Below are 19,917 nucleotides of genomic sequence, written 5' to 3' on the forward strand. Positions count from 1 at the left end.
GTTTTGTCTGACGATGATGCGTCTTATTTGTTGTACTGCTCTGACATGGTATTGCCTGGGTTCGGCGTACGCGGTTCATCAACCGGACGTGGCGCTTTTGGCGTACCGTTGCTGTCTGAGTTGCTGCCTGGATCTTCCCAGCCCGCTGGCGGACGCACTTCGCGGCGTGCCATCAGGTCGTCGATCTGTGGTGCATCAATGGTTTCATACTTCATCAGCGCGTCTTTCATCGCGTGAAGAATGTCCATGTTCTCACCCAGAATGCGGCGAGCACGCTGGTAGTTGCTGTCGATCAGGTGTTTAACTTCCTGGTCGATGATGCGGGCTGTTTCATCAGACATGTGTTTCGCTTTCGCGACAGAACGTCCAAGGAACACTTCACCCTCTTCTTCTGCATAGAGCAACGGACCCAGTTTTTCAGAGAAGCCCCACTGCGTCACCATGTTACGTGCCAGATTCGTCGCGACTTTAATGTCGTTGGACGCGCCGGTAGAAACATGTTCAACACCATAGATGATCTCTTCTGCCAGGCGACCGCCATACAGCGTTGAGATCTGACTTTCCAGTTTCTGACGGCTGGCGCTAATCGCGTCGCCTTCAGGCAGGAAGAAGGTCACACCCAGCGCACGGCCGCGCGGGATAATCGTGACTTTATGCACCGGATCATGCTCTGGCACCAGGCGGCCAATAATGGCGTGGCCCGCTTCGTGATAGGCAGTGGATTCTTTCTGCGATTCCGTCATCACCATGGAGCGACGTTCCGCACCCATCATGATTTTGTCTTTCGCTTTCTCGAACTCAACCATCGACACCACACGCTTGTTTGAACGAGCGGCGAACAGCGCTGCTTCGTTCACCAGGTTAGCCAGATCGGCACCTGAGAAGCCTGGCGTACCACGTGCAATGATTGCGGCGTCAATGTCGGTTGCCAGTGGCACACGACGCATATGCACTTTCAGGATCTGCTCACGACCACGTACGTCTGGCAGACCGACCACAACCTGACGGTCAAAGCGGCCTGGACGCAGCAGCGCAGGGTCCAGTACGTCAGGACGGTTAGTCGCGGCGATAACGATAATTCCTTCGTTACCTTCGAAACCATCCATCTCAACCAGCATCTGGTTCAGCGTCTGCTCACGTTCATCATGACCACCGCCTAAACCGGCGCCACGCTGACGACCGACGGCATCGATCTCATCGATGAAGATGATGCACGGTGCGGCTTTCTTGGCCTGTTCGAACATGTCGCGCACACGTGATGCACCGACACCGACAAACATTTCCACAAAGTCAGAACCAGAAATAGTGAAGAAAGGCACTTTGGCTTCACCGGCAATCGCTTTTGCCAGCAGGGTTTTACCGGTACCCGGCGGCCCCACCATCAGAACGCCTTTTGGAATTTTACCGCCCAGCTTCTGGAAACGGCTCGGCTCACGCAGATATTCCACCAGCTCAGCCACTTCATCTTTCGCTTCGTCACAACCCGCAACGTCGGCGAAAGTGGTTTTAATCTGGTCTTCTGTCAACATGCGGGCTTTGCTTTTGCCGAAGGACATCGCGCCCTTACCGCCGCCGCCCTGCATCTGACGCATAAAGAAGATCCACACACCGATCAGCAGCAGCATCGGGAACCACGAAATGAAGATGGAAGCCAGCAGGCTCGGTTCTTCCGGCGGTTCGCCAACCACTTTGACGTTTTTGGTCAAGAGGTTATCGAGCAACTTAGGATCATTGACAGGAATGTAGGTGGTATATTTATTGCTGTCTTTTTTGACAACGTTAATTTCACGCCCGTTAATACGTGCCTCGCGGACCTGATCCTGGTTCACTTCCGACAGGAAGGTTGAATAATCAACCCGACGGCCATTCGACTCGCTGGGCCCAAAGCTCTGGAATACTGACATCAGCACGACCGCGATGACTAACCAGAGAATCAGGTTTTTCGCCATGTCACTCAAGGGATTAACCTCATATTACATCGGTGTTAACAGATAGCGTAGGGTACTATAGTTCCTGCATACATGGAATCGCAGCAAAGCTGCGGACATCTCCAGCAATTTGGTTATAGTTTGCGCCCAGTCGCCACAATGTACACTTCACGTGAACGAGACCGTGAAGCGTCCGGCTTACGAATTTTTACTTTCGTAAACAGGGAGCGAATTTCCCGCAGGTATTCATCGAAGCCATCTCCCTGAAACACTTTCACTACAAAACTGCCGCCAGGTGCCAGGATATCCCGACACATCTCCAGCGCCAGTTCCACTAAATACATCGACCGGGGAATATCTACGGCAGGTGTACCACTCATATTCGGCGCCATATCGGACATGACAACCTGAACTTTCTGATCGCCAACGCGCTCAAGCAGCGCATTGATTACCGATTCTTCACGAAAATCGCCCTGAAGGAAATCGACACCGACTATCGGATCCATTGGCAGGATATCACAGGCAATGATGCGGCCTTTATTCCCGATTTGCTGAACCACATACTGCGACCAGCCACCAGGTGCAGCACCCAGATCTACCACGGTCATGCCGGGTTTGAAAAGCTTGTCACCCTGTTGTATTTCATCAAGTTTAAACCAGGCGCGCGAGCGCAACCCTTTTTTCTGCGCCTGAAGCACATATTTATCGCTAAAGTGTTCCTGAAGCCAGCGGCTGGAGCTGGCCGAACGCTTTTTACCCGTCATAATAATTCCAGTTAAATCGTCATCGTAGCGATAAACCTGCACGCAATGGGTTGCGTCGATTTGGTGATATACCCGAGATGGCGGTAGAATGAACCGTTTTCAATCCCTGAGTAAGTAAAAAACTACGATGAATCTAAGTACCAAACAAAAACAGCACCTCAAGGGCCTCGCCCATCCGCTCAAGCCAGTAGTTATGCTGGGTGGCAATGGCCTGACTGAAGGCGTGCTGGCCGAAATCGAGCAGGCTCTGTCGCATCACGAACTGATTAAGGTAAAAATCGCCTCTGAAGATCGTGAAACGAAACAGCTGATCGTCGAGGCTATCGTGCGTGAGACCGGTGCCAGCAACGTACAGGTGATCGGCAAAACGCTGGTGCTGTATCGCCCCTCTAAAGAGAGCAAAATTTCTCTGCCACGCTAAGTGGGCAAAGAAAGTGACATGCTCTTACCTCAGATAAAAGGCCGCAATGCGGCCTTTTTCCTTTCTTTACATTGTGCTTAAACGCTTTTCAAAGCGTAGCAACATCTTAAAGGTATTCCACCTTCAGGATCTCATACTCAACGTCGCCGCCCGGGGTTTTTACGATAGCCACATCATCGGCCTCTTTACCCACCAGGCCACGCGCCATTGGCGAATTGACCGAAATCAGATTTTGCTTAAAGTCCGCTTCGTCATCGCCCACGATGCGATACGTGGCTTCTTCGTCGGTCTCGACGTTCAGCACGGTCACCGTGGCACCGAAGATCACGCGGCCGGTTTTCGGCATCTGCGTGACATCGATAACCTGCGCATTGGAGAGTTTGGCTTCAATCTCCTGAATACGGCCTTCACAAAAGCCCTGCTCTTCACGCGCAGCGTGATATTCCGCGTTCTCTTTTAAATCGCCATGTTCGCGTGCATCAGCGATAGAGGCGATAATGCGCGGGCGCTTCACGGTTTTCAGCTCGTTCAGCTCTTCGCGCAATCTTTCAGCGCCTCTTAACGTCATCGGAATCTGATTCATTTAAGCTCCTCGCCCTCTTTCCTGTTTAACGATGTCATCCTGACCGGTGACCGCAGAAAAAAGCGCTCTGCGGCGCATTAGCCCGTTTTTGCAAATAAAAGAATCCTGACCCGGAGATGCCTCCAGGCCAGAAAAGAGTTTTGCAATTTGATACGTATTTTACCCCAGAGTTCCCTGCGGGTCATCGTTTACTTTGCACCGCCCAGCGACGTAGTATTGACGCCCTCACCTGCCAGTTACCGCGAGATTATGCGATTTTCACGACTTGTTACCGGATTAAGCTGCGCATTTATGCTGCAGGCACACGCAGCGCCAGTTGATGAATACATGCAGTACCTGCCAGATGGCGCCAATCTGGCGCTGATGGTTCAGAAAGTGGGTGCATCAACACCGATCATTGATTACCACGGCAAACAGATGGCCCTGCCCGCCAGTACCATGAAAGTGGTGACGGCGCTGGCGGCACTACTGGAACTGGGTGGCGATTTCCGTTTTCAGACCACGTTTGAGACCCGGGGTGCCATTATAGATGGCACCCTGAACGGCGATTTAGTCGCACGTTTCGGCGGTGATCCGACGTTAAGCCGTCAGGATCTGCGCAACATGATCGCGGCGATAAAGAAGCAGGGCATTAACCATATAAAAGGCAATCTGGTTATCGACACCTCGGTTTTTGCCAGTCATGACATGGCACCGGGCTGGCCGTGGAACGATATGACCCAGTGCTTCAGCGCCCCGCCGGGTGCCGCGATTGTAGATAAAAACTGCTTCTCGGTGTCGCTCTACAGCGCTAATACGCCGGGTGAAAATGCGTTTGTGCGCATCGCTTCCTATTATCCGGCGCATATGTACAGCCAGGTCCGCACCATCGGCCGTAACAGTGGTGAAGGGCAATATTGTGAACTGGATGTGGTGCCGGGTGAGCTGAACCGCTACACCCTGACAGGCTGTATGCGCCAGCGTGCCGAACCGCTGCCGCTGGCCTTTGCGGTGCAGGATGGCGCGGCGTGGGCGGGTGAAATCCTTAAGGCAGAGCTGCGGTCATCAGAGATCGACTACAGTGGCCATCTGGTACGCCAGACGCAGGTCACGGAGCCAGGTACCGTACTGGCATCGACCCAGTCTGCGCCGCTGCATACGCTGCTGCACACCATGCTGAAGAAGTCAGACAACATGATAGCCGACACGGTCTTCCGCACCATTGGTCATCACTACTTCAACGTGCCCGGTACATTCCGCGCCGGACAGGATGCTGTCCGCCGGATCCTGAAAGCCAAAGCCAATGTGGATATGGGCAACAGCATTCAGGTCGATGGTTCCGGTCTGTCGCGCCACGATCTGATTTCGCCGCAAACCATGATGCAGGTGTTGCAGTTCATTGCGAAGAATGACAACACGCTGGATTATATTTCGATGCTGCCGCTGGCGGGCTATGACGGCACGCTACAGTATCGCGGCGGGCTGCATGAGGCGGGACTGGATGGCAAGGTCTCGGCGAAAACCGGTTCACTGCAGGGCGTCTATAATCTGGCGGGCTTTATTACCACCTCCAGTGGTGCCCGTGTCGCCTTTGTTCAGTTCCTTTCCGGTTATGCGGTGCCGCCGGAAGATCAACGTGCCCGTCGTATTCCACTGGTACGTTTTGAAAGCCGACTCTACCGCGATATCAATCAGAACAACTGATAAAGCAGAGATAAAAAACGCAGCGGGCGATCACCCTGCTGCGTTTTTTTATGGCTGAACCGATCAGAAGCGGGTGTTCACGCTCATATAAAATGTGCGGCCCGATTCGTTAAAGGTATTGGCTCCCGCGCCGTAGAGGTAAGCGCCGGTGGTGGCATTGCCGGTGGTTTGCGCATTGCCCTGACGGAAATGACGCTTGTCGAACAGGTTGTCGATACCGACCGTGAGGCTGGCATACTGATTAACATCATAGGTGCCGCTCATCCCCACCACCGAATAGGGGCTGACCTGATCGGTCGCGCTGCCGGTGACGGCCTTACCCTTATAGTCATACTTCTTCGGCACCTGTTTACCGTACCAGGTCAGGGTTGTCTGGAGGGAGAGATCCTGCGTCGCCTGCCAGCTCAGCGTCGAATTGAGCGTATACGCCGGAATAATTGACAGGCGATCACCGGTCTCTTTATTTTTGCTTTGCAGCATATACGTGAAGTTGTTGTTCCACGTTACGCTGTCGGAGAACGGGACGTTAACCGTACCTTCCAGCCCCTCAACCACCGCTTTGGGCACATTTTCCCATTTGTAGATATCGGTTTTGCCGTTAGACGCCGTGCCGGTGGGAGCCGTGCCTGCCTCAATCTTGTTGCGATAGTCGTTGCGGAACCAGGTCAGACCCGCCTGATAGCCGTCGCGCTTCCATTCAAGTCCAATCTCTTTATTGATGCTGTTTTCCGCTTTCAGGTCATCATTACCCATCAGATAACAGGCACCGGCACTGGCCGCGCAGCCCTGACCATTGCTGTAAAGCAGATAGTTCGGGTTGGTCTGGTAGAGGCTCGGCGCTTTATAAGCGCGTGCAATGCCCATTTTCAGGGTGACCTCATCGCCTAATCCCTGTGAGAGGTTGAGCGACGGGCTCCAGTTATCGCCGACAATCGAATGGTGATCGAAGCGCATGCCTGGCGTCAGCATGGTGCTGTCGGTCAGCTCAATATTGTCTTCCGCAAATAGTGAGAAGATCTCCGCCTGCGAATAGGGAGAGCGTCCGGTGGAGGCGATACCGGGAATCGAACCGTAGCTGGCGGCCTGCGTCGTCGAGGACGGATCCTTCATCCGCTGCTGATTCCATTCCGTGCCAAAGGTTGCGGTCTGATTCACCAGCCACTCAAACGGCACGCTGATCTCGCTGTGCAGCAACACATCATCCAGCTGGATGGTGTTGAAGTTGCTGTTGGAAAAGATACCTTCAGTGCCGCCCGCCAGCCCTTCATTCAGGCGCGAGTTACGGGTGTTTTCATACTGCGCATAGGTATTGGTGCTGAGGCCATTATCCCAGGCGCCGGTCCACTTAACCGAAAAGTTCTGCCGATAGAGCCGGTTGGTCTCGTCACCATATTTGCTTTTCACAAGCGCGTTGGTATTGGTGTTCTGGGTGTCGCCAGCATAGAGGTTGCCCTGCCGGCTGTAACCGGCCCCCACTTCCAGCGCCTGCATTGGTGCAAACGCCCAGCGCAGCAGGCCATGAATATCTTTATTGACTGAACCTTCCCGGCCCGACGGGTAGGATCCTGCATAACTGCCGGTGCGGTCAGCGGCGTGACCTTCATTAATGTCGTAAGCGTCGGCCTGCGTTTTTGCCAGACCGCCATAGAGCCGGAAACTGACATCATCGCCCAGCGGTCCTTCAAGACTGAAGTTGGTACGCCGCGTCGCGCCCTCCTCCTTGTGTTGCGGCACGTTGTAATAGGCGCTCCACGAGCCGTGCCACTGATTATCCATCTCTTTTTTTGTGATGATATTAACTACACCGCCCGCCGCACCATTGCCGTAACGGGCCGCTGCCGGACCGCGGATGACGTCAATGCGGTCAATGATCTCTGGCGGTACCCAGTTCGTGTCGCCGCGTGTGTCGCGCTCGCCACGCCAGCCAAGCCGCACGGAATTACGGCTGGTTACCGGCAGCCCATCGATCAGAATCAGGGTGTTTTCCGGCCCCATGCCACGGATATCGATCTGACGGTTGTTTCCGCGCTGGCCGCTGGTGGAGTTACCGGTCAGGTTGACACCCGGCATGGTGCGGATAATTTCGGCAACGTCGCGCGCAGGGGGATGTTTTTTTATTTCGTCGGCGGTAATCGTCGATACGCCAGGTGCCTGCAGCGTCTGCTCAGCGGCGGTGACCGTCATGGTGCCGTCGTGGATCGTATCTGACGTGTTGTTGATCGCCGGGTCGCTGTGGGCTTGGGCAGCCACTGCGCCAGCAGAAATGAGAGAGGCAGTAAAACCCAGTTCAATCATAATGGCTAACGAAAGCCGGGATAACTTTTTCATTTTTCTGTTCCTGGAGTGCCAGCGAGCATGCCACTGCCGGCGTACCGGTAAAAAGGTCATAACCTTGCCTGCAACGCATTAACCCTCCCGCCACACCTGCTTCAGAAACGCGTTACGTCCGTCTGAAATCCGATGCGACAGAGAGAATGCGCGCGCTCCCTGTCGAGCGGAAACACCCTATTGCAAATGCAAATAATTATCAATACTATTATCTGTAACATGCATGACCCTAAGCAAGTGTGATTGAATCATGGCGCGAATGGCGTGGTTAAACGAAGAGACCGGCAGCGAACGCTGGTGGCATCATCAGCAGCAACAGGGCATTCCCCTGATTGAACCCGCTGAAAAGGGGACCTGTCAGGTCACTTTTTTCTGGCGTGATCCGCAGGGTGATCCGCTGCACTCTGATACCCGGCGCGTCTGGATCAACATTACCGGTGTAACCGATCATCATCACACAGCCTCACCTTCTTCCTTAACACCTGTTCCTGATACCGATGTCTGGTGGTGGCAAACCACCCTGCCCGCTGACTGGCGCGGCAGTTACTGCCTGATCCCTGACAACCAGACAGAGACGTTTACCGGGCAGACTGATATGCAGGCGCTGCGCCAGTGGTGGGGTCAGAAATTCCGGCACGCACAAAGCGATCCGCTCAATCCGCTGCGGAACTGGTCGGCCGGGCGCGGCATGAGCGTCTCACCGCTGCATCTGCCGCTTGCGCCTGAGCAGCAGGTCTGGCGTGCAGTTGATGAAGGTCGCGCCGCCACTCTTCCGCTGCAGCAGCATCTGTGGCGCAGCCAGCGGCTGGGCAATCAACGTCAGGTCTGGCTTTATGTCACCGGCGAGGCAGACGCTGCCGATCGTCCGCTGGCACTGCTGCTGGATGGTCAGTTCTGGGCGCACAGCATGCCGGTTGCCGGTCCGCTTCAGGAACTCACTGAGGCAGGCGAACTGCCTCCTGCGGTCTATGTCATGATCGACATCATTGACCGCGAACACCGCACGCGTGAACTGACCTGTAATCCCGATTTCTGGCTGGCGATTCAGCATGAGCTGTTACCACAAATTCAGCAGTGGGCACCGTTCCGGGCCGACAGTACGCTGGTGGCCGGACAGAGTTTTGGCGGCCTTTCTGCCGCTTACGCCACCCTGACCTGGCCGGAAACCTTTGCGGGTGCCGTCAGTCTTTCCGGTTCGTTCTGGTGGCCCGCGCGCGGCGACCCGAATGGCTGGCTGCCGCAGCAGTTACAGCAGGGTTTGCTGCAGGCGCCCTCCCGGCGCTTTTATCTGGAGGCGGGACGGCGCGAACGACTGATTCTGGCGGCAAACGAGCAGTTTCAGCGCGATCTGACTGTGGCAGGACATCAGGTCAGCTATCACCCGGTTGAAGGTGGTCACGATGCGCTGTGCTGGCGCGGCGGGCTGCTGGCGGGCCTCAAAGCTATGTGGCAATCGTCATAACCCGCTGAACTCCCGCCGCCTGTGCGCCATTAAAAGAAAGAAAAAGGATACGCAGGAGAGCGGCGTTAACGCGCCCGACGACTTCGGACAGGAGACCAACATGCAACAACTCAATCCTTTCGACGATCCCCAGCAGGATTGTCAGGTGCTGAAAAACGATCAGCAGCAATACAGCTTATGGCCCGCCTTTTGTGCGGTTCCGCCAGGATGGCGGCCTGTTTATGGGCCCGAACCACAGGTTCGCTGCCTGAGCTGGCTGAATGAAAACTGGCACGATATCCGTCCGGTTATGACGCCGGACAGTGGGAGCCACAATGTCTGAGACCACCCTGAACCCGCTGACAGAACAAAAAACATTGCCGCTGGTGGCCGCTCAGCCCGGCATCTGGATCGCTGACCAGTTATCCCCCTATTCCAATGCCTACGCCGTGGCGCATTTCGTTGAACTGCGTGGTGCGCTGAACAGCGCGCTGCTGTCTCGCGCCATCGTTGCCGGCATGCAGGAAGCGGACACGCTGAATATGGCCTTTGGCGAGCAGGAGGGTGAACCGCTGCAGTGGCCTGCCCCCCAGCATTTTCGCGAGCCTGAAATAATCGATCTGCGCGATGCCGCCGATCCGGCGGCGGCCGCACGGGCGCTGATGCAGCATGATATGTCCGGCGATCTGCGGGTGCTGAGCGGTGCGCCGCTCTATCATCACAGCCTGCTTCGGCTGGGCGAGGATCACTGGTACTGGTATCAGCGCTACCATCATCTGGTGGTCGATGGTTTCAGCTTTACCGCCCTGACCCGCCGTATCGCCCATCTCTACACCGCCTGGCGGCACGGCGACACGCCGGAGCCGAGCCCCTTTGTCCCGTTCAGCGAGGTCGTCGACGAGTATCAGCGCTATCAGCACTCTTCGACCTGGCAGCGCGATCGTCAGTTCTGGCTGGAAAAAGGGGCGCATTTACCTGCGCCCGCCTCGTTATCCTCGCTGCCGCTGGCGGGTCAGAGTGCCAGCACCGACCTGCTGCGACACACATTTGCCGTGGAGCGACACACCTTTCAGGCGTTGCTGGCGCATACTCAGCAGCAGAATCTCAGCGCGGCGGACACCGCCTTTGCGCTGGTGGCGCTGTGGCTGGCGCGCCTCACCGGTCAGAACGACTTTGCCGCCGGTTTCATCTTTATGCGCCGCATCGGCTCGGCCGCGCTCTGCGCCACCGGTCCGGTGATCAACGTATTGCCTATGGCGATCCATTACGATCCGGCACAGCCGCTGACGTCACTGGCCGCGCGGCTGGCGGGTGAGGTCAGAAAAATGCGCCGTCATCAGCGTTACGACGCTGAGCAGGTGCAGCGCGATCTGGGGCGATTGGGTGACAGTGCTCCGCTCTATGGGCCGGTGATTAACCTGAAGATGTTCGACTATCAGCTCGATTTCGCCGGCATTGAAGGCATCACTCATCAGCTGGCGTCAGGCCCGGTTCGCGATCTGGAGATTGCTATCTACCTCAGCGAACAGGGCGACCTGACGCTGGAATTACTGGCTAATGCAGCGCGCTACAGCGAAACCGTGCTGAAGCAACATGCCAGCCGCTTTAGTCTGCTGCTTCAGCAGCTTGCCGTCCGGCCAGCGTGCGCCTGTGGCGAGCTGGATATGCTGATGCCGGAAGAACATCAGCAGTTGGCAGCGATCAATCAGACCGCCGTGATGCTGCCTGCAGAGACGCTAAGCAGCCTGCTGCTGCAGCAGGCGCAGCGTACGCCGCACGCCGTGGCGCTGGCGGATGAGGCGCATCAGCTTAATTATCAGCAGATGCAGCAGCAGGTCGTCGCGCTGGGACAACAGCTGATTGCGAAGGGTGTGACGCGGGGTGACATTGTCGCCGTGGCGCTGCCGCGCTCGGTCTTTTTATCGCTGGCACTGCAGGCGATTGTCAGCACAGGCGCAACCTGGCTGCCGCTTGATACCGGCTACCCGGACGATCGGCTGAAAATGATGCTGGAAGATGCCGCGCCGAAAACGCTGATCACCTGCCGCGAACTGGCAGACCGGCTGGCGGCTCTCTCACCGGTTGCGCCGCTGTTTTACGACGCGCTGTTAACACCGGTTGATCGCGTGCTGACACAGGCTCCGCGTCCGCATGATGGCGCTTACCTCATCTATACCTCTGGTTCGACCGGTCGGCCAAAAGGCGTGCTGGTCAGTCATGAGGCAATCGTCAACCGGCTGCTGTGGATGCAGGATTGTTATCCGCTCGGCGGTGATGATGTCGTGCTGCAGAAAACGCCGAGCAGCTTTGATGTCTCGGTGTGGGAGTTCTTCTGGCCCTTGATTGCTGGCGCACAGCTGGTGATGGCACCGCCTGATGCCCACCGCGACCCGGAAGCCCTGCAGCAGCTGTTTGCCCGCTACCGCGTGACCACCACCCATTTTGTTCCCTCGATGCTGGCGGCCTTTGTTGCCTCGCTGCAGGATGACAATGCGATAGAAAGGTGCACCACCCTGCGGCAGGTGTTCTGCAGTGGCGAAGCGCTGCCCGCTGAGCTGTCGCGCCAGTGGCAGACGCTGACCCGGGTACCCCTGCATAACCTGTATGGCCCGACCGAAGCGGCAGTGGATGTCAGCTTCTACCCGGCGTTCGGACCCGCGCTGGCAGCCGTCGACGGTGCCAGCGTGCCGATTGGCTTCCCGGTCTGGAACACCGGCTTACGGATTCTGGATGCGCGTCTGCAGCCGGTGCCGCCAGGCGTGGCGGGCGATCTCTGGCTGACCGGCGTGCAGCTGGCACAGGGTTATCTGGATCGCCCCGACCTCACGGCCAGCCGGTTTGTGGCAGATCCGTGGGGTCACGGCTCCCGCATGTACCGCACCGGCGATGTGGCGCGCTGGCTGCCGGATGGTGCGGTGGAGTATCTGGGCCGCAGCGACGATCAGCTTAAAATCCGCGGACAGCGCATCGAGCTGAATGAGATCGACCATGCCATGGCTGCGCTGCCTGGCATTGTGCAGGCCGTGACGCATGCGGTGGTACTGGGCAGCAGCAGCGACCAGCAGGGTGATGCCCGCCAGCTGGTCGGCTATGTAGTGGCAGATGGCCCGATTGATGCCGACGTCATGCGCCAGACGCTGGCGACACAGTTGCCCGCGCATATGGTGCCGGTGGCGATTGTTCAGCTGGCGGCATTATCGCTCAGCAGCAACGGCAAGCTGGATCGTAAAGCGCTGCCGCTGCCACAGACCCGGACAGCGGCTGCCGGTCGTGCGCCGCACCCTGGTCTGGAAACCACGCTGGCGCAGGCGTTCGCCACGCTGCTGGAACGTGAGTCCGTCAGCGCACAGGATGATTTTTTTGCGCTGGGTGGCCATTCGCTGCTGGCGATGCGGCTGGCGGCGCATCTGCGGCGGACGCTGAATCAGCCGGTGTCAGTGGGCCAGATTATGGTGGCAGCTACGGCAGAAAAGCTGGCCGCCCTGCTCAGTAGCGAATCCGCGGAGACAGCCCGCGCCGGATTTGAGGCGGTCTTGCCGCTGCGGCGCACTACCGGCCCGACGCTGTTCTGCTTCCATCCCGCCTCCGGTTTTGCCTGGCAGTTCAGCGTGTTGCAGCGCTATCTGGATGCCCGCTGGTCGCTGCTCGGTATTCAGTCACCCGACATTACCAGCCCGCTGAATCAGGCGCAGCACCTTGATGCGGTGTGTGACGCACATCTGGCGACGGTGCGCCAGCAGCAGCCAGAGGGGCCCTACTATTTCCTTGGCTACTCACTGGGCGGCACGCTGGCACAGGGTATCGCTGCGCGGCTGGAGGCCGAAGGTGAAACGGTCGCCTTCCTCGGGCTGCTGGATACCTGGCCGCCAGAGACGCAGAACTGGGATGAACGGCGCGGCGAAAACGTGCTGGACCCGGCGGTGCTGGAAGAAGTGAATCGGGAGCGCGAGCAGTTTATCGCGGCACAGCGCGAGCAGGCCGGTGAAGGGATGGCGGCGCTGTTCACCACCATTGAAGCCAACTACGCCAGTTCGGTGCGCCTGCTGGCGACGGCACGCAGCGCCCGCTTCGGGGGACACGCCACGCTGTTCCTGGCGCAACAGACGCAGCAGCCCGGTCAGGATGTGCGTCGCGCCTGGGCGCCCTGGATTGGCGGGCTGACCGTCTGGCCGCTGGACTGTGCGCACGTCGAGATCATCTCACCACGCATGTTCGAGCAGATTGGCCCACGACTGCAGCAGTGTCTGGCGGCGCTGATTTCCTGAGCCGTCCTGACCTCGCGCTTTCTTCACCGGAGAAAGCGCGGGTCAGCCTCTGCCCAGCGGCACAATCATCGGCGTACCGGCCACGGGATCGTTAATGATGATGCAGCGCAGGCCGTAGATCGCTTCTATCAGTTCCGGCGTCACAATCTCCGCCGGTTTCCCTTCGGCAACGATTTTCCCGTCGCGCATCGCTATCAGGTGGCTGGCGTAGCGGCACGCCTGATTAAGATCGTGCAGCACCACCACCAGCGTTCGGCCATGCTGCTGATTGAGATCCTGCATTAATTCCAGCAGTTCAATCTGATGGGCGATATCCAGCCAGGTGGTCGGTTCATCCAGCAGCAATAGCGGTGTCTGCTGAGCCAGCACCATCGCAATCCACACCCGCTGCCGCTGACCGCCAGAGAGCGTATCAACCTGCTGCTGCGCTAAACCGGCCACGCCGGTGGCCTGCATGGCCTGCTGCACCGCTGCCTCATCTTCCTGTCGCCAGCGCCCGAACAGCGACTGGTGCGGATAACGCCCGCGCGCCACCAGTTCGCTGACGCTGATACCCGCAGGCGCGTTCGAGCTTTGCGGCAGCAGCCCCAGCCGGCGTGCCACCTCTTTGGTAGCGTAGTGAGCAATCGTATTGCCATCCAGCAGCACCTCGCCCTGTAGCGGCGAGACCAGGCGGCTTAAGGTACGCAGCAGCGTCGATTTTCCGCAGGCGTTGGGACCGATGATCACGGTCAGCTCACCGTCAGGGATCGCGACAGAGAGATTCTCCGCCACGATTTTTTTGTCATAGCCCAGCGTCAGCGCGTCACCCTGCAAACGTGTTGTCACTTTCATTGACGTCGTGCCTCCCGCACCAGTAGCGCAATCAGATAGAGTCCGCCCAGACTGACCGTGATCACGCCAACCGGCAGCTGATAAGGCAGGAAAAAGTGCTGCGCGGCGTAATCCGCGGCGATTAACAGCAGCGCGCCACACAAGGCAGCCAGCGGCAGCGCGCCTTTAGTACCACCACTGAGCCGCCGCGCAATCTGCGGTGCCAGCAACGCAATAAAAGAGATCGGACCGGCCAGCGCCGTCGAGGCGGCGGTGAGGATAACGCCCGTCAGCATCAGCATGATGCGGCTGCGCTCAACCGGAACGCCCAGCGCGCAGGCCGTGTCGTCACCCATCTCCAGCAGTCGCATGCGGCGGGCCAGCATGCCTGTTGCCAGCAGCGCCAGCAGCAGCACGGTGATCACCGGCATGGTTTTTGCCCAGGTAATGCCGTTAAGTGAACCGGCGCTCCAGAGCCCGGCACTCAGTGCCGCCTCCAGTGAAGCACTGATAATCAGCCAGCTGTTCAGCGCCATCAGCAGTGCCCGCACGCTGATGCCCACAATAATCAGCCGGAAGGTCTCCACGCCGTTGCGCCAGCTGAACAGCCAGACCACACCTGCAGTGAGCAGCCCGCCTGCCAGCGCCGCCAGCGTCATCCCTTCCATGTTTTGCTGGAACAGCACCAGCGCCACCAGCACACCGCTGTAAGCGCCAGTGTTGAAACCCAGAATATCGGGACTGCCCAGCGGGTTGCGCAGCAGCGACTGGAAAATCGCCCCGCTGACGCCCAGCGCCGCACCAATCAGCAGCGCCATCATGACGCGCGGCAGACGCCACTCCAGTACAATCAGCTGAACATTGCGCGCTGCCTCGCCGTTGAGAAGTGCCCATAACTGGCTGGCGGAGATCGGTAAGGTGCCGCGCGTGACGCCCAGAAAAGCCAGCGCCCCGCAGGCCATCAGCAGCAGCGCATTGATCATCGTCCGTGTCATATCTGCCCTCTTCCCAGCTTACGGCGCACCAGCACAATCAGCATCGGCGCACCGAGAATGGCCGTGACAATTGACACGCGCAGTTCACCCGGCACCAGCAGCCGTCCCAGAATATCGGCCGCCAGCAGCAGACAGGGAGTGATCACCAGGGTTCCCGGCAGCATCCAGCGATGATCGTTGCCCAGCAGCCAGCGGGCCAGATGCGGTGTCATTAACCCGACAAAGGCGATGGGGCCGACTGCCGCCGTCGCCGCACCGCTCAGCAGTGCAATCGCCAGCAATCCCACCAGTTGAGTACGCATCACACGGGTGCCCAGCGCGGTTGCCATATCTCCGCCCATACTCAGGCTGTTGAGCGAACGTGCCAGCAGCAACGCCAGCAGGCTCCCGGCTACGACCGCCGGAAAGACAGTGCGCAGAATGGCGAAATTGCGGATATCCAGCGAGCCGCTGTGCCAGAAACGCAGATGATCGTAAATATCGGGATTAAGCAGCGACAGGCCAGATGTTAAACCCTCCAGCACCGCACCCAGCGCCACGCCTGCCAGCGTCAGACGCAGCGGATTCACGCGGCCGCCGCCGATCGCACCCGTCATGGCCACCAGCAGCGACGCCAGCAGTGCACCCGTAAAAGCAAAACCCAGCCATTCCGCAGGAGAATCGGCGCCAGAGAGGGCAATGCCAAGCACCACCGCAAAACCCGCTCCGGCATTCACACCAAGAATGCCTGGATCGGCCAGGGGATTGCGCGTCAGGCTCTGCATCAGTGCGCCCGCCAGACCTAAACTGATCCCGGCCAGCAGTCCCGCAAGGGTTCGCGGCAGCCGGGCATCGCGCACGATCACGCAATCGATGCGGCTGCAGTCGGAGAGTAAGGCATGTGTGACATCATGAAAGGGTACAGGTCTGGCTCCCAGCATCAGGCTGAGCGCAATAAGCAACAATAGCAGCATCCCTGAACCGGCTATTGCACGGAGTTGACGCATAACGTTTAAACCTTCACGAATTCAACATGGCTCGCAATTGCGAGTGTTTATGATAATGATACTTGTTATCGTTATTAACTATTTTTTGTATGTTACCATGACTCTCAGATTCAATAATGAGGAAAATGGGTGCTAAAAAGCGACGCTATGAACAAACCCTCCCATTTTATCGATCTCACTCTGCTGAGAACCCATCCCGCCTTTCGCGCCCTGTTTATCGCCCGCTTTATCTCGATTGTCGCTCTCGGCATGCTGGCGGTGGCGGTCCCGGTTCAGATTCAGCAACTGACGCAATCACCATTGCTGGTAGGACTGGCGGTGACGCTGGCCGGAGCCGGTATGTTTATCGGTCTGCTGACCGGCGGCGTGCTGGCCGATCGCTATGAGCGTCGTCGCCTGATCCTGTTTGCCCGATCCACCTGTGGCCTGGGCTTTGCCGCGTTGTGCATTAATGCCCTGCTCCCTTCACCGTCGGTCATCGCCGTCTTCGTGCTGGGACTCTGGGATGGTTTTTTCGGCGCGATAGGCGTCACGGCGCTGCTGGCGGCCACGCCGGCGCTGGTCGGGCGTGAGAATCTGATGAAGGCGGGTGCCATTACTATGCTGACGGTGCGCTTTGGCGCGATTCTGTCACCCGCGATTGCGGGTATGGTGATTGCTCAGGGCGGTGTGGCGTGGAACTACGGGCTGGCCGCGTTCGGCACGCTGCTGACGGTGTTAACCCTGTTGCGATTGCCGCCGCTTGCGCCACCGCCGCAGCCGCGTGAACATCCCATAAAGGCACTAAGCAGCGGCGTCCGCTTTCTGTTCGATACGCCAATTGTAGGTATGGCGGCGCTGACTGGCGCGCTGGTAACGCTAGCCAGCGCGGTGCGTGTGCTCTATCCGGCGCTGGCCCCTCATTGGCAGGTCGGTCTGACGGCGCTGGGACTGATGTACGCCGCCGTGCCGTTGGGTGCTGCGACAGGCGCGCTGACCAGCGGACGGCTGGCACAGTCGCCACAGCCGGGCCGCCTGATTCTGGTCAGTGCCATCGCGGCATTCGTCGCACTGGCTCTGTTCAGCCTGATGCCGTGGTTCAGCCTGAGTCTGATCTGCCTCGTAGCCTTTGGTTATTTCAGTGCCATCAGCAGCCTGGTGCAGTACGCGATGATTCAGACGCTGACGCCCGATGCGCTGCTTGGCAGGATCAACAGCCTCTGGACAGCGCAGAATGTCACCGGCGATGCGATAGGTGCAGCAATAATTGGCGCGATGGGTTCACTGCTTTTGCCGCAGCAGGCCGCCGCCCTCTCTGGCCTGGCAGCCACCGTGCTGGGTCTCATCATGTGGCTGCTGATGGCCCGCCTGCGACGCTATCAACGGCCTGCCTCCGACGATGCCACATCATGATTTCACGAACAGCGCTTCCAGCCGCGTCAGTAAATGACTGGCGCTGTAGTAGTCGAGACGAAAGCTATCCAGCCCCAGCGCATAGACCGCTTTAGCGCGCACCGCTGGGGCCTGCGCCAGAAAAGCATTGCTCATTACCTGCGCAGCCGTGTTATCTTCGGCGGCAAACAGCAGATAAGTCTGTCCATTCAGGCCTTCCGCCAGATTTTCGCCTGACAGCTGAAGAATATCTTTACGCTGTCCCATGCTGTGAGCAGACTGAAGCGTCGCCGGTGGCGTTGCCAGCGTGAAGCCCAGCTCCTGCAGTAACTTCCCCTGTGCCGATGCCTCCGTCCAGAGATTCACAGCCCGGCCATCTCCGTTCCACACCATTGCAGAAACCGGCTGCGGAGGCAGGGTCAGCTTTGCCTTCAGCGCCTTTTCACGCGCGTCGAACTCGCTTATCCGGGCAGCGGCATCCGCCTCATGCCCGGTCGCCTCACCCAGCAGCGTCACCAGCTGCTGCCAGCTTTTATCGTCATAGTTAACGACCAGTACCGGTGCAATCGCCGAGAGCTGATCGGCCAGTTTGATCGCTGAATCATTACCGGTGGCGCTGACCACAATCAGGTCTGGCGCTTCCGCAGCGATCGCTTCCGCATTGGGTTCACCAATATAGAGCCGCTTTACGCCACGCTGTTTCGCCACACGCCCCCACTGCCGGAAGAATCCCTGCTCATCAGCCAGCCGGCTGCCGGGTGCGGTTGCGCCACTGGCAACTACTGGCGCATCAATCGCCAGCAGCGAGCCAGTCAGGGTGACACTGGTCGAGACAATGCGGGTCGGTGCCTGAGCCAGGGTGACCTGACCTTTTGCCCCCGCGAAGGTGCGCGGCCAGCCGGTCTGTGCAACAGCGGTCACGCTGAACAGAGTGATACTCAGCAAAAACAGCGCTAATGCCGACGTTACTCCCTGTTTAGTCATTTGTTTTCATCCTATTTCTCTCTGGTAATCCGGGCGACAACTTGTGCTGATTTAACCAACAAAACCAGCTGAATCACCGCGTATTTATTGACACCTTCGGCTATTCGACGTAGGTTACTGCACCATAATACAAATGATAATCATTATTAGTTATCTTATCATTTATAGGTGAAATTATGGTGGAATCACTGGCATTTGAACATCCCCTGCTGCAGGATTTTCCGGCACTCTGCCGTGGCTTCCTGTTTACTTCTCCCTGGCGAAGCCTGACGACTCAGGGCTGTTTTACGACACTCACTGCTCCGGTAAACCAGGGTGAGCAGCTGACCGGAGAGTTTCAGCAACAACTGCAGCATCATTTTGCCTCGGCCAGAAAACAGGGCATAGCCCATCCCATTCTGGTGGGTGCGATCCCGTTCGATGTGGATCAGCCCGCTGCACTGTTTATCCCTGAGTCGTATCAGACCTTTCAACGTGACGATCTGAAAGCCCACGCCTCATTGGCTGAAAGCAATCTGCCAAAAGTTCGTCGCCGTACGGCGCTGCCGGATCACGCCACCTTCACTGACATGGTTGCGCAGGCCGTAACGGCCACGCAGCGCGGCGATCCGGATAAAGTGGTGCTGTCGCGGCTGATGGAGATCGTGGCGGAACAGCCGGTCGATACGGCCGCCCTGATGCAGCGCATCCTGGCGCAGAACCCTGACAGCTATCATTTTCATCTGCCGCTGCCTGATGGCGGCGCGCTGGTGGGTGCCAGCCCTGAACTGATGATCCGTAAGCAGGGCCGTCAGTTCAGCTCCTGTCCGCTGGCCGGTTCAGCGCCGCGCAACAGCGATCCACAGCGTGACCAGGCCTCAGGTGACAGCCTGATGCGGTCAGCTAAAGACCGGCATGAACATAAACTGGTGACGGACGCGATGCGCATGACGCTGCAGCCGCGCAGTCGCCTGCTGTCAGTCCCGGAAATCCCTTCCCTGCTGACCACCCCGACACTGTGGCACCTCGCTACGCAGATTCGGGGCGAAGTGCTGGACGACCGCGAAAATGCGCTGTCACTGGCCTGCCTGCTGCATCCGACACCGGCGCTCAGCGGCTTTCCGCATCAGCGTGCTCAGGCGCTGATTCAGCAACTTGAACCGTTTGAGCGTCAGCTGTTTGGCGGCATCGTCGGCTGGTGTGACGATCAGGGCAACGGCGAATGGGTCGTCACCATCCGCTGCGGCACGGTGAATGGTCCGCGGGTCCGGCTGTTTGCTGGTGCGGGCATCGTGGCGGACTCACAACCTGAATCCGAGTGGCGCGAAACCGGCGTCAAACTCGACACCATGCTTCGCGCTTTTGGATTGCACTAA

General features: G+C 58.3%; 15 protein-coding genes. 7 read left to right on the forward strand and 8 right to left on the reverse strand.

Features of this window, described 5'->3' with window-relative positions; genetic code table 11:
* Positions 1 to 23: 23 nt before the first annotated feature.
* Together ftsH and rlmE are read right to left on the reverse strand one after the other, a co-directional pair.
* The gene (ftsH, locus tag IV493_RS15835) at positions 24 to 1,949 is read right to left on the reverse strand and encodes an ATP-dependent zinc metalloprotease FtsH (protein ID WP_033731314.1); all 1,926 of its coding nucleotides are present in this window, start codon (positions 1,947 to 1,949) and stop codon (positions 24 to 26) included.
* A 113-nt stretch (positions 1,950 to 2,062) separates the two neighbouring features.
* Complete coding sequence (rlmE, locus tag IV493_RS15840; protein WP_013359905.1) at positions 2,063 to 2,692, reverse strand: 23S rRNA (uridine(2552)-2'-O)-methyltransferase RlmE; 630 nt, start codon at positions 2,690 to 2,692, stop codon at positions 2,063 to 2,065.
* Positions 2,693 to 2,819: 127 nt separating this feature from the next.
* On the opposite strand from rlmE, the gene yhbY reads away from it, so the two are divergent.
* The gene (yhbY, locus tag IV493_RS15845; protein WP_010251809.1) at positions 2,820 to 3,113 is read left to right on the forward strand and encodes a ribosome assembly RNA-binding protein YhbY; all 294 of its coding nucleotides are present in this window, start codon (positions 2,820 to 2,822) and stop codon (positions 3,111 to 3,113) included.
* Between the two features lie 106 nt (positions 3,114 to 3,219).
* Here yhbY and greA read toward each other — a convergent pair whose 3' ends face one another.
* The gene (gene greA / locus IV493_RS15850) at positions 3,220 to 3,696 is read right to left on the reverse strand and encodes a transcription elongation factor GreA (RefSeq protein WP_010251811.1); all 477 of its coding nucleotides are present in this window, start codon (positions 3,694 to 3,696) and stop codon (positions 3,220 to 3,222) included.
* A gap of 249 nt (positions 3,697 to 3,945) precedes the next feature.
* Here greA and dacB point away from each other — a divergent pair, with 249 nt between their 5' ends.
* On the forward strand, positions 3,946 to 5,379 hold the full coding sequence (dacB, locus tag IV493_RS15855) for a serine-type D-Ala-D-Ala carboxypeptidase (protein ID WP_195857425.1): 1,434 nt from the start codon (positions 3,946 to 3,948) through the stop codon (positions 5,377 to 5,379).
* Between the two features lie 63 nt (positions 5,380 to 5,442).
* Here the strand turns inward: dacB and IV493_RS15860 are convergent, their stop codons facing one another.
* Entirely contained in the window at positions 5,443 to 7,707 is a 2,265-nt protein-coding gene (locus IV493_RS15860; protein WP_195857426.1) for a TonB-dependent siderophore receptor, read from the reverse strand.
* Between the two features lie 250 nt (positions 7,708 to 7,957).
* On the opposite strand from IV493_RS15860, the gene fes reads away from it, so the two are divergent.
* The 3 genes from fes (at position 7,958) to IV493_RS15875 (ending at position 13,413) form a co-directional block, all read left to right on the forward strand.
* On the forward strand, positions 7,958 to 9,169 hold the full coding sequence (fes, locus tag IV493_RS15865) for an enterochelin esterase (protein ID WP_195857427.1): 1,212 nt from the start codon (positions 7,958 to 7,960) through the stop codon (positions 9,167 to 9,169).
* Between the two features lie 100 nt (positions 9,170 to 9,269).
* Entirely contained in the window at positions 9,270 to 9,491 is a 222-nt protein-coding gene (locus tag IV493_RS15870; RefSeq protein ID WP_013359902.1) for an MbtH family protein, read from the forward strand.
* Positions 9,484 to 13,413 carry an enterobactin synthase subunit F gene (locus IV493_RS15875; RefSeq protein WP_195857428.1) on the forward strand — a complete coding sequence of 1,310 codons (3,930 nt, stop codon included), beginning with the start codon at positions 9,484 to 9,486 and terminating at the stop codon, positions 13,411 to 13,413. The genes IV493_RS15870 and IV493_RS15875 overlap by 8 nt, the downstream gene beginning before the upstream one ends.
* A 42-nt stretch (positions 13,414 to 13,455) precedes the next feature.
* On the opposite strand, the gene IV493_RS15880 is transcribed toward IV493_RS15875, so the two are convergent.
* Genes IV493_RS15880 through fepD form a run of 3 tightly spaced genes read right to left on the reverse strand, consistent with a single transcriptional unit; the run spans position 13,456 to position 16,207 of the window.
* The gene (locus IV493_RS15880; RefSeq protein ID WP_033781646.1) at positions 13,456 to 14,247 is read right to left on the reverse strand and encodes an ATP-binding cassette domain-containing protein; all 792 of its coding nucleotides are present in this window, start codon (positions 14,245 to 14,247) and stop codon (positions 13,456 to 13,458) included.
* On the reverse strand, positions 14,244 to 15,221 hold the full coding sequence (gene fepG / locus IV493_RS15885) for an iron-enterobactin ABC transporter permease (RefSeq protein WP_013359899.1): 978 nt from the start codon (positions 15,219 to 15,221) through the stop codon (positions 14,244 to 14,246). Before fepG ends, IV493_RS15880 begins: the two co-directional genes overlap by 4 nt.
* Complete coding sequence (gene fepD, locus IV493_RS15890; RefSeq protein ID WP_013359898.1) at positions 15,218 to 16,207, reverse strand: Fe(3+)-siderophore ABC transporter permease; 990 nt, start codon at positions 16,205 to 16,207, stop codon at positions 15,218 to 15,220. The genes fepG and fepD overlap by 4 nt, the downstream gene beginning before the upstream one ends.
* Positions 16,208 to 16,354: 147 nt before the next feature.
* On the opposite strand from fepD, the gene entS reads away from it, so the two are divergent.
* Positions 16,355 to 17,599: an enterobactin transporter EntS gene (gene entS, locus IV493_RS15895; protein ID WP_033781640.1), complete on the forward strand. Its 1,245-nt coding sequence runs from the start codon at positions 16,355 to 16,357 to the stop codon at positions 17,597 to 17,599.
* Here the strand turns inward: entS and fepB are convergent.
* Positions 17,594 to 18,562, reverse strand: coding sequence for a Fe2+-enterobactin ABC transporter substrate-binding protein (gene fepB, locus IV493_RS15900; RefSeq protein WP_195857429.1), 969 nt, complete (start codon positions 18,560 to 18,562; stop codon positions 17,594 to 17,596). The genes entS and fepB overlap by 6 nt on opposite strands.
* A gap of 176 nt (positions 18,563 to 18,738) precedes the next feature.
* Here fepB and IV493_RS15905 point away from each other — a divergent pair, with 176 nt between their 5' ends.
* Positions 18,739 to 19,917, forward strand: coding sequence for an isochorismate synthase (locus tag IV493_RS15905; RefSeq protein WP_013359895.1), 1,179 nt, complete (start codon positions 18,739 to 18,741; stop codon positions 19,915 to 19,917).

The sequence above is a fragment of the Pantoea sp. SM3640 genome (genome assembly GCF_015654165.1).
GTDB classification, from domain to species: Bacteria; Pseudomonadota; Gammaproteobacteria; order Enterobacterales; family Enterobacteriaceae; genus Pantoea; species Pantoea vagans.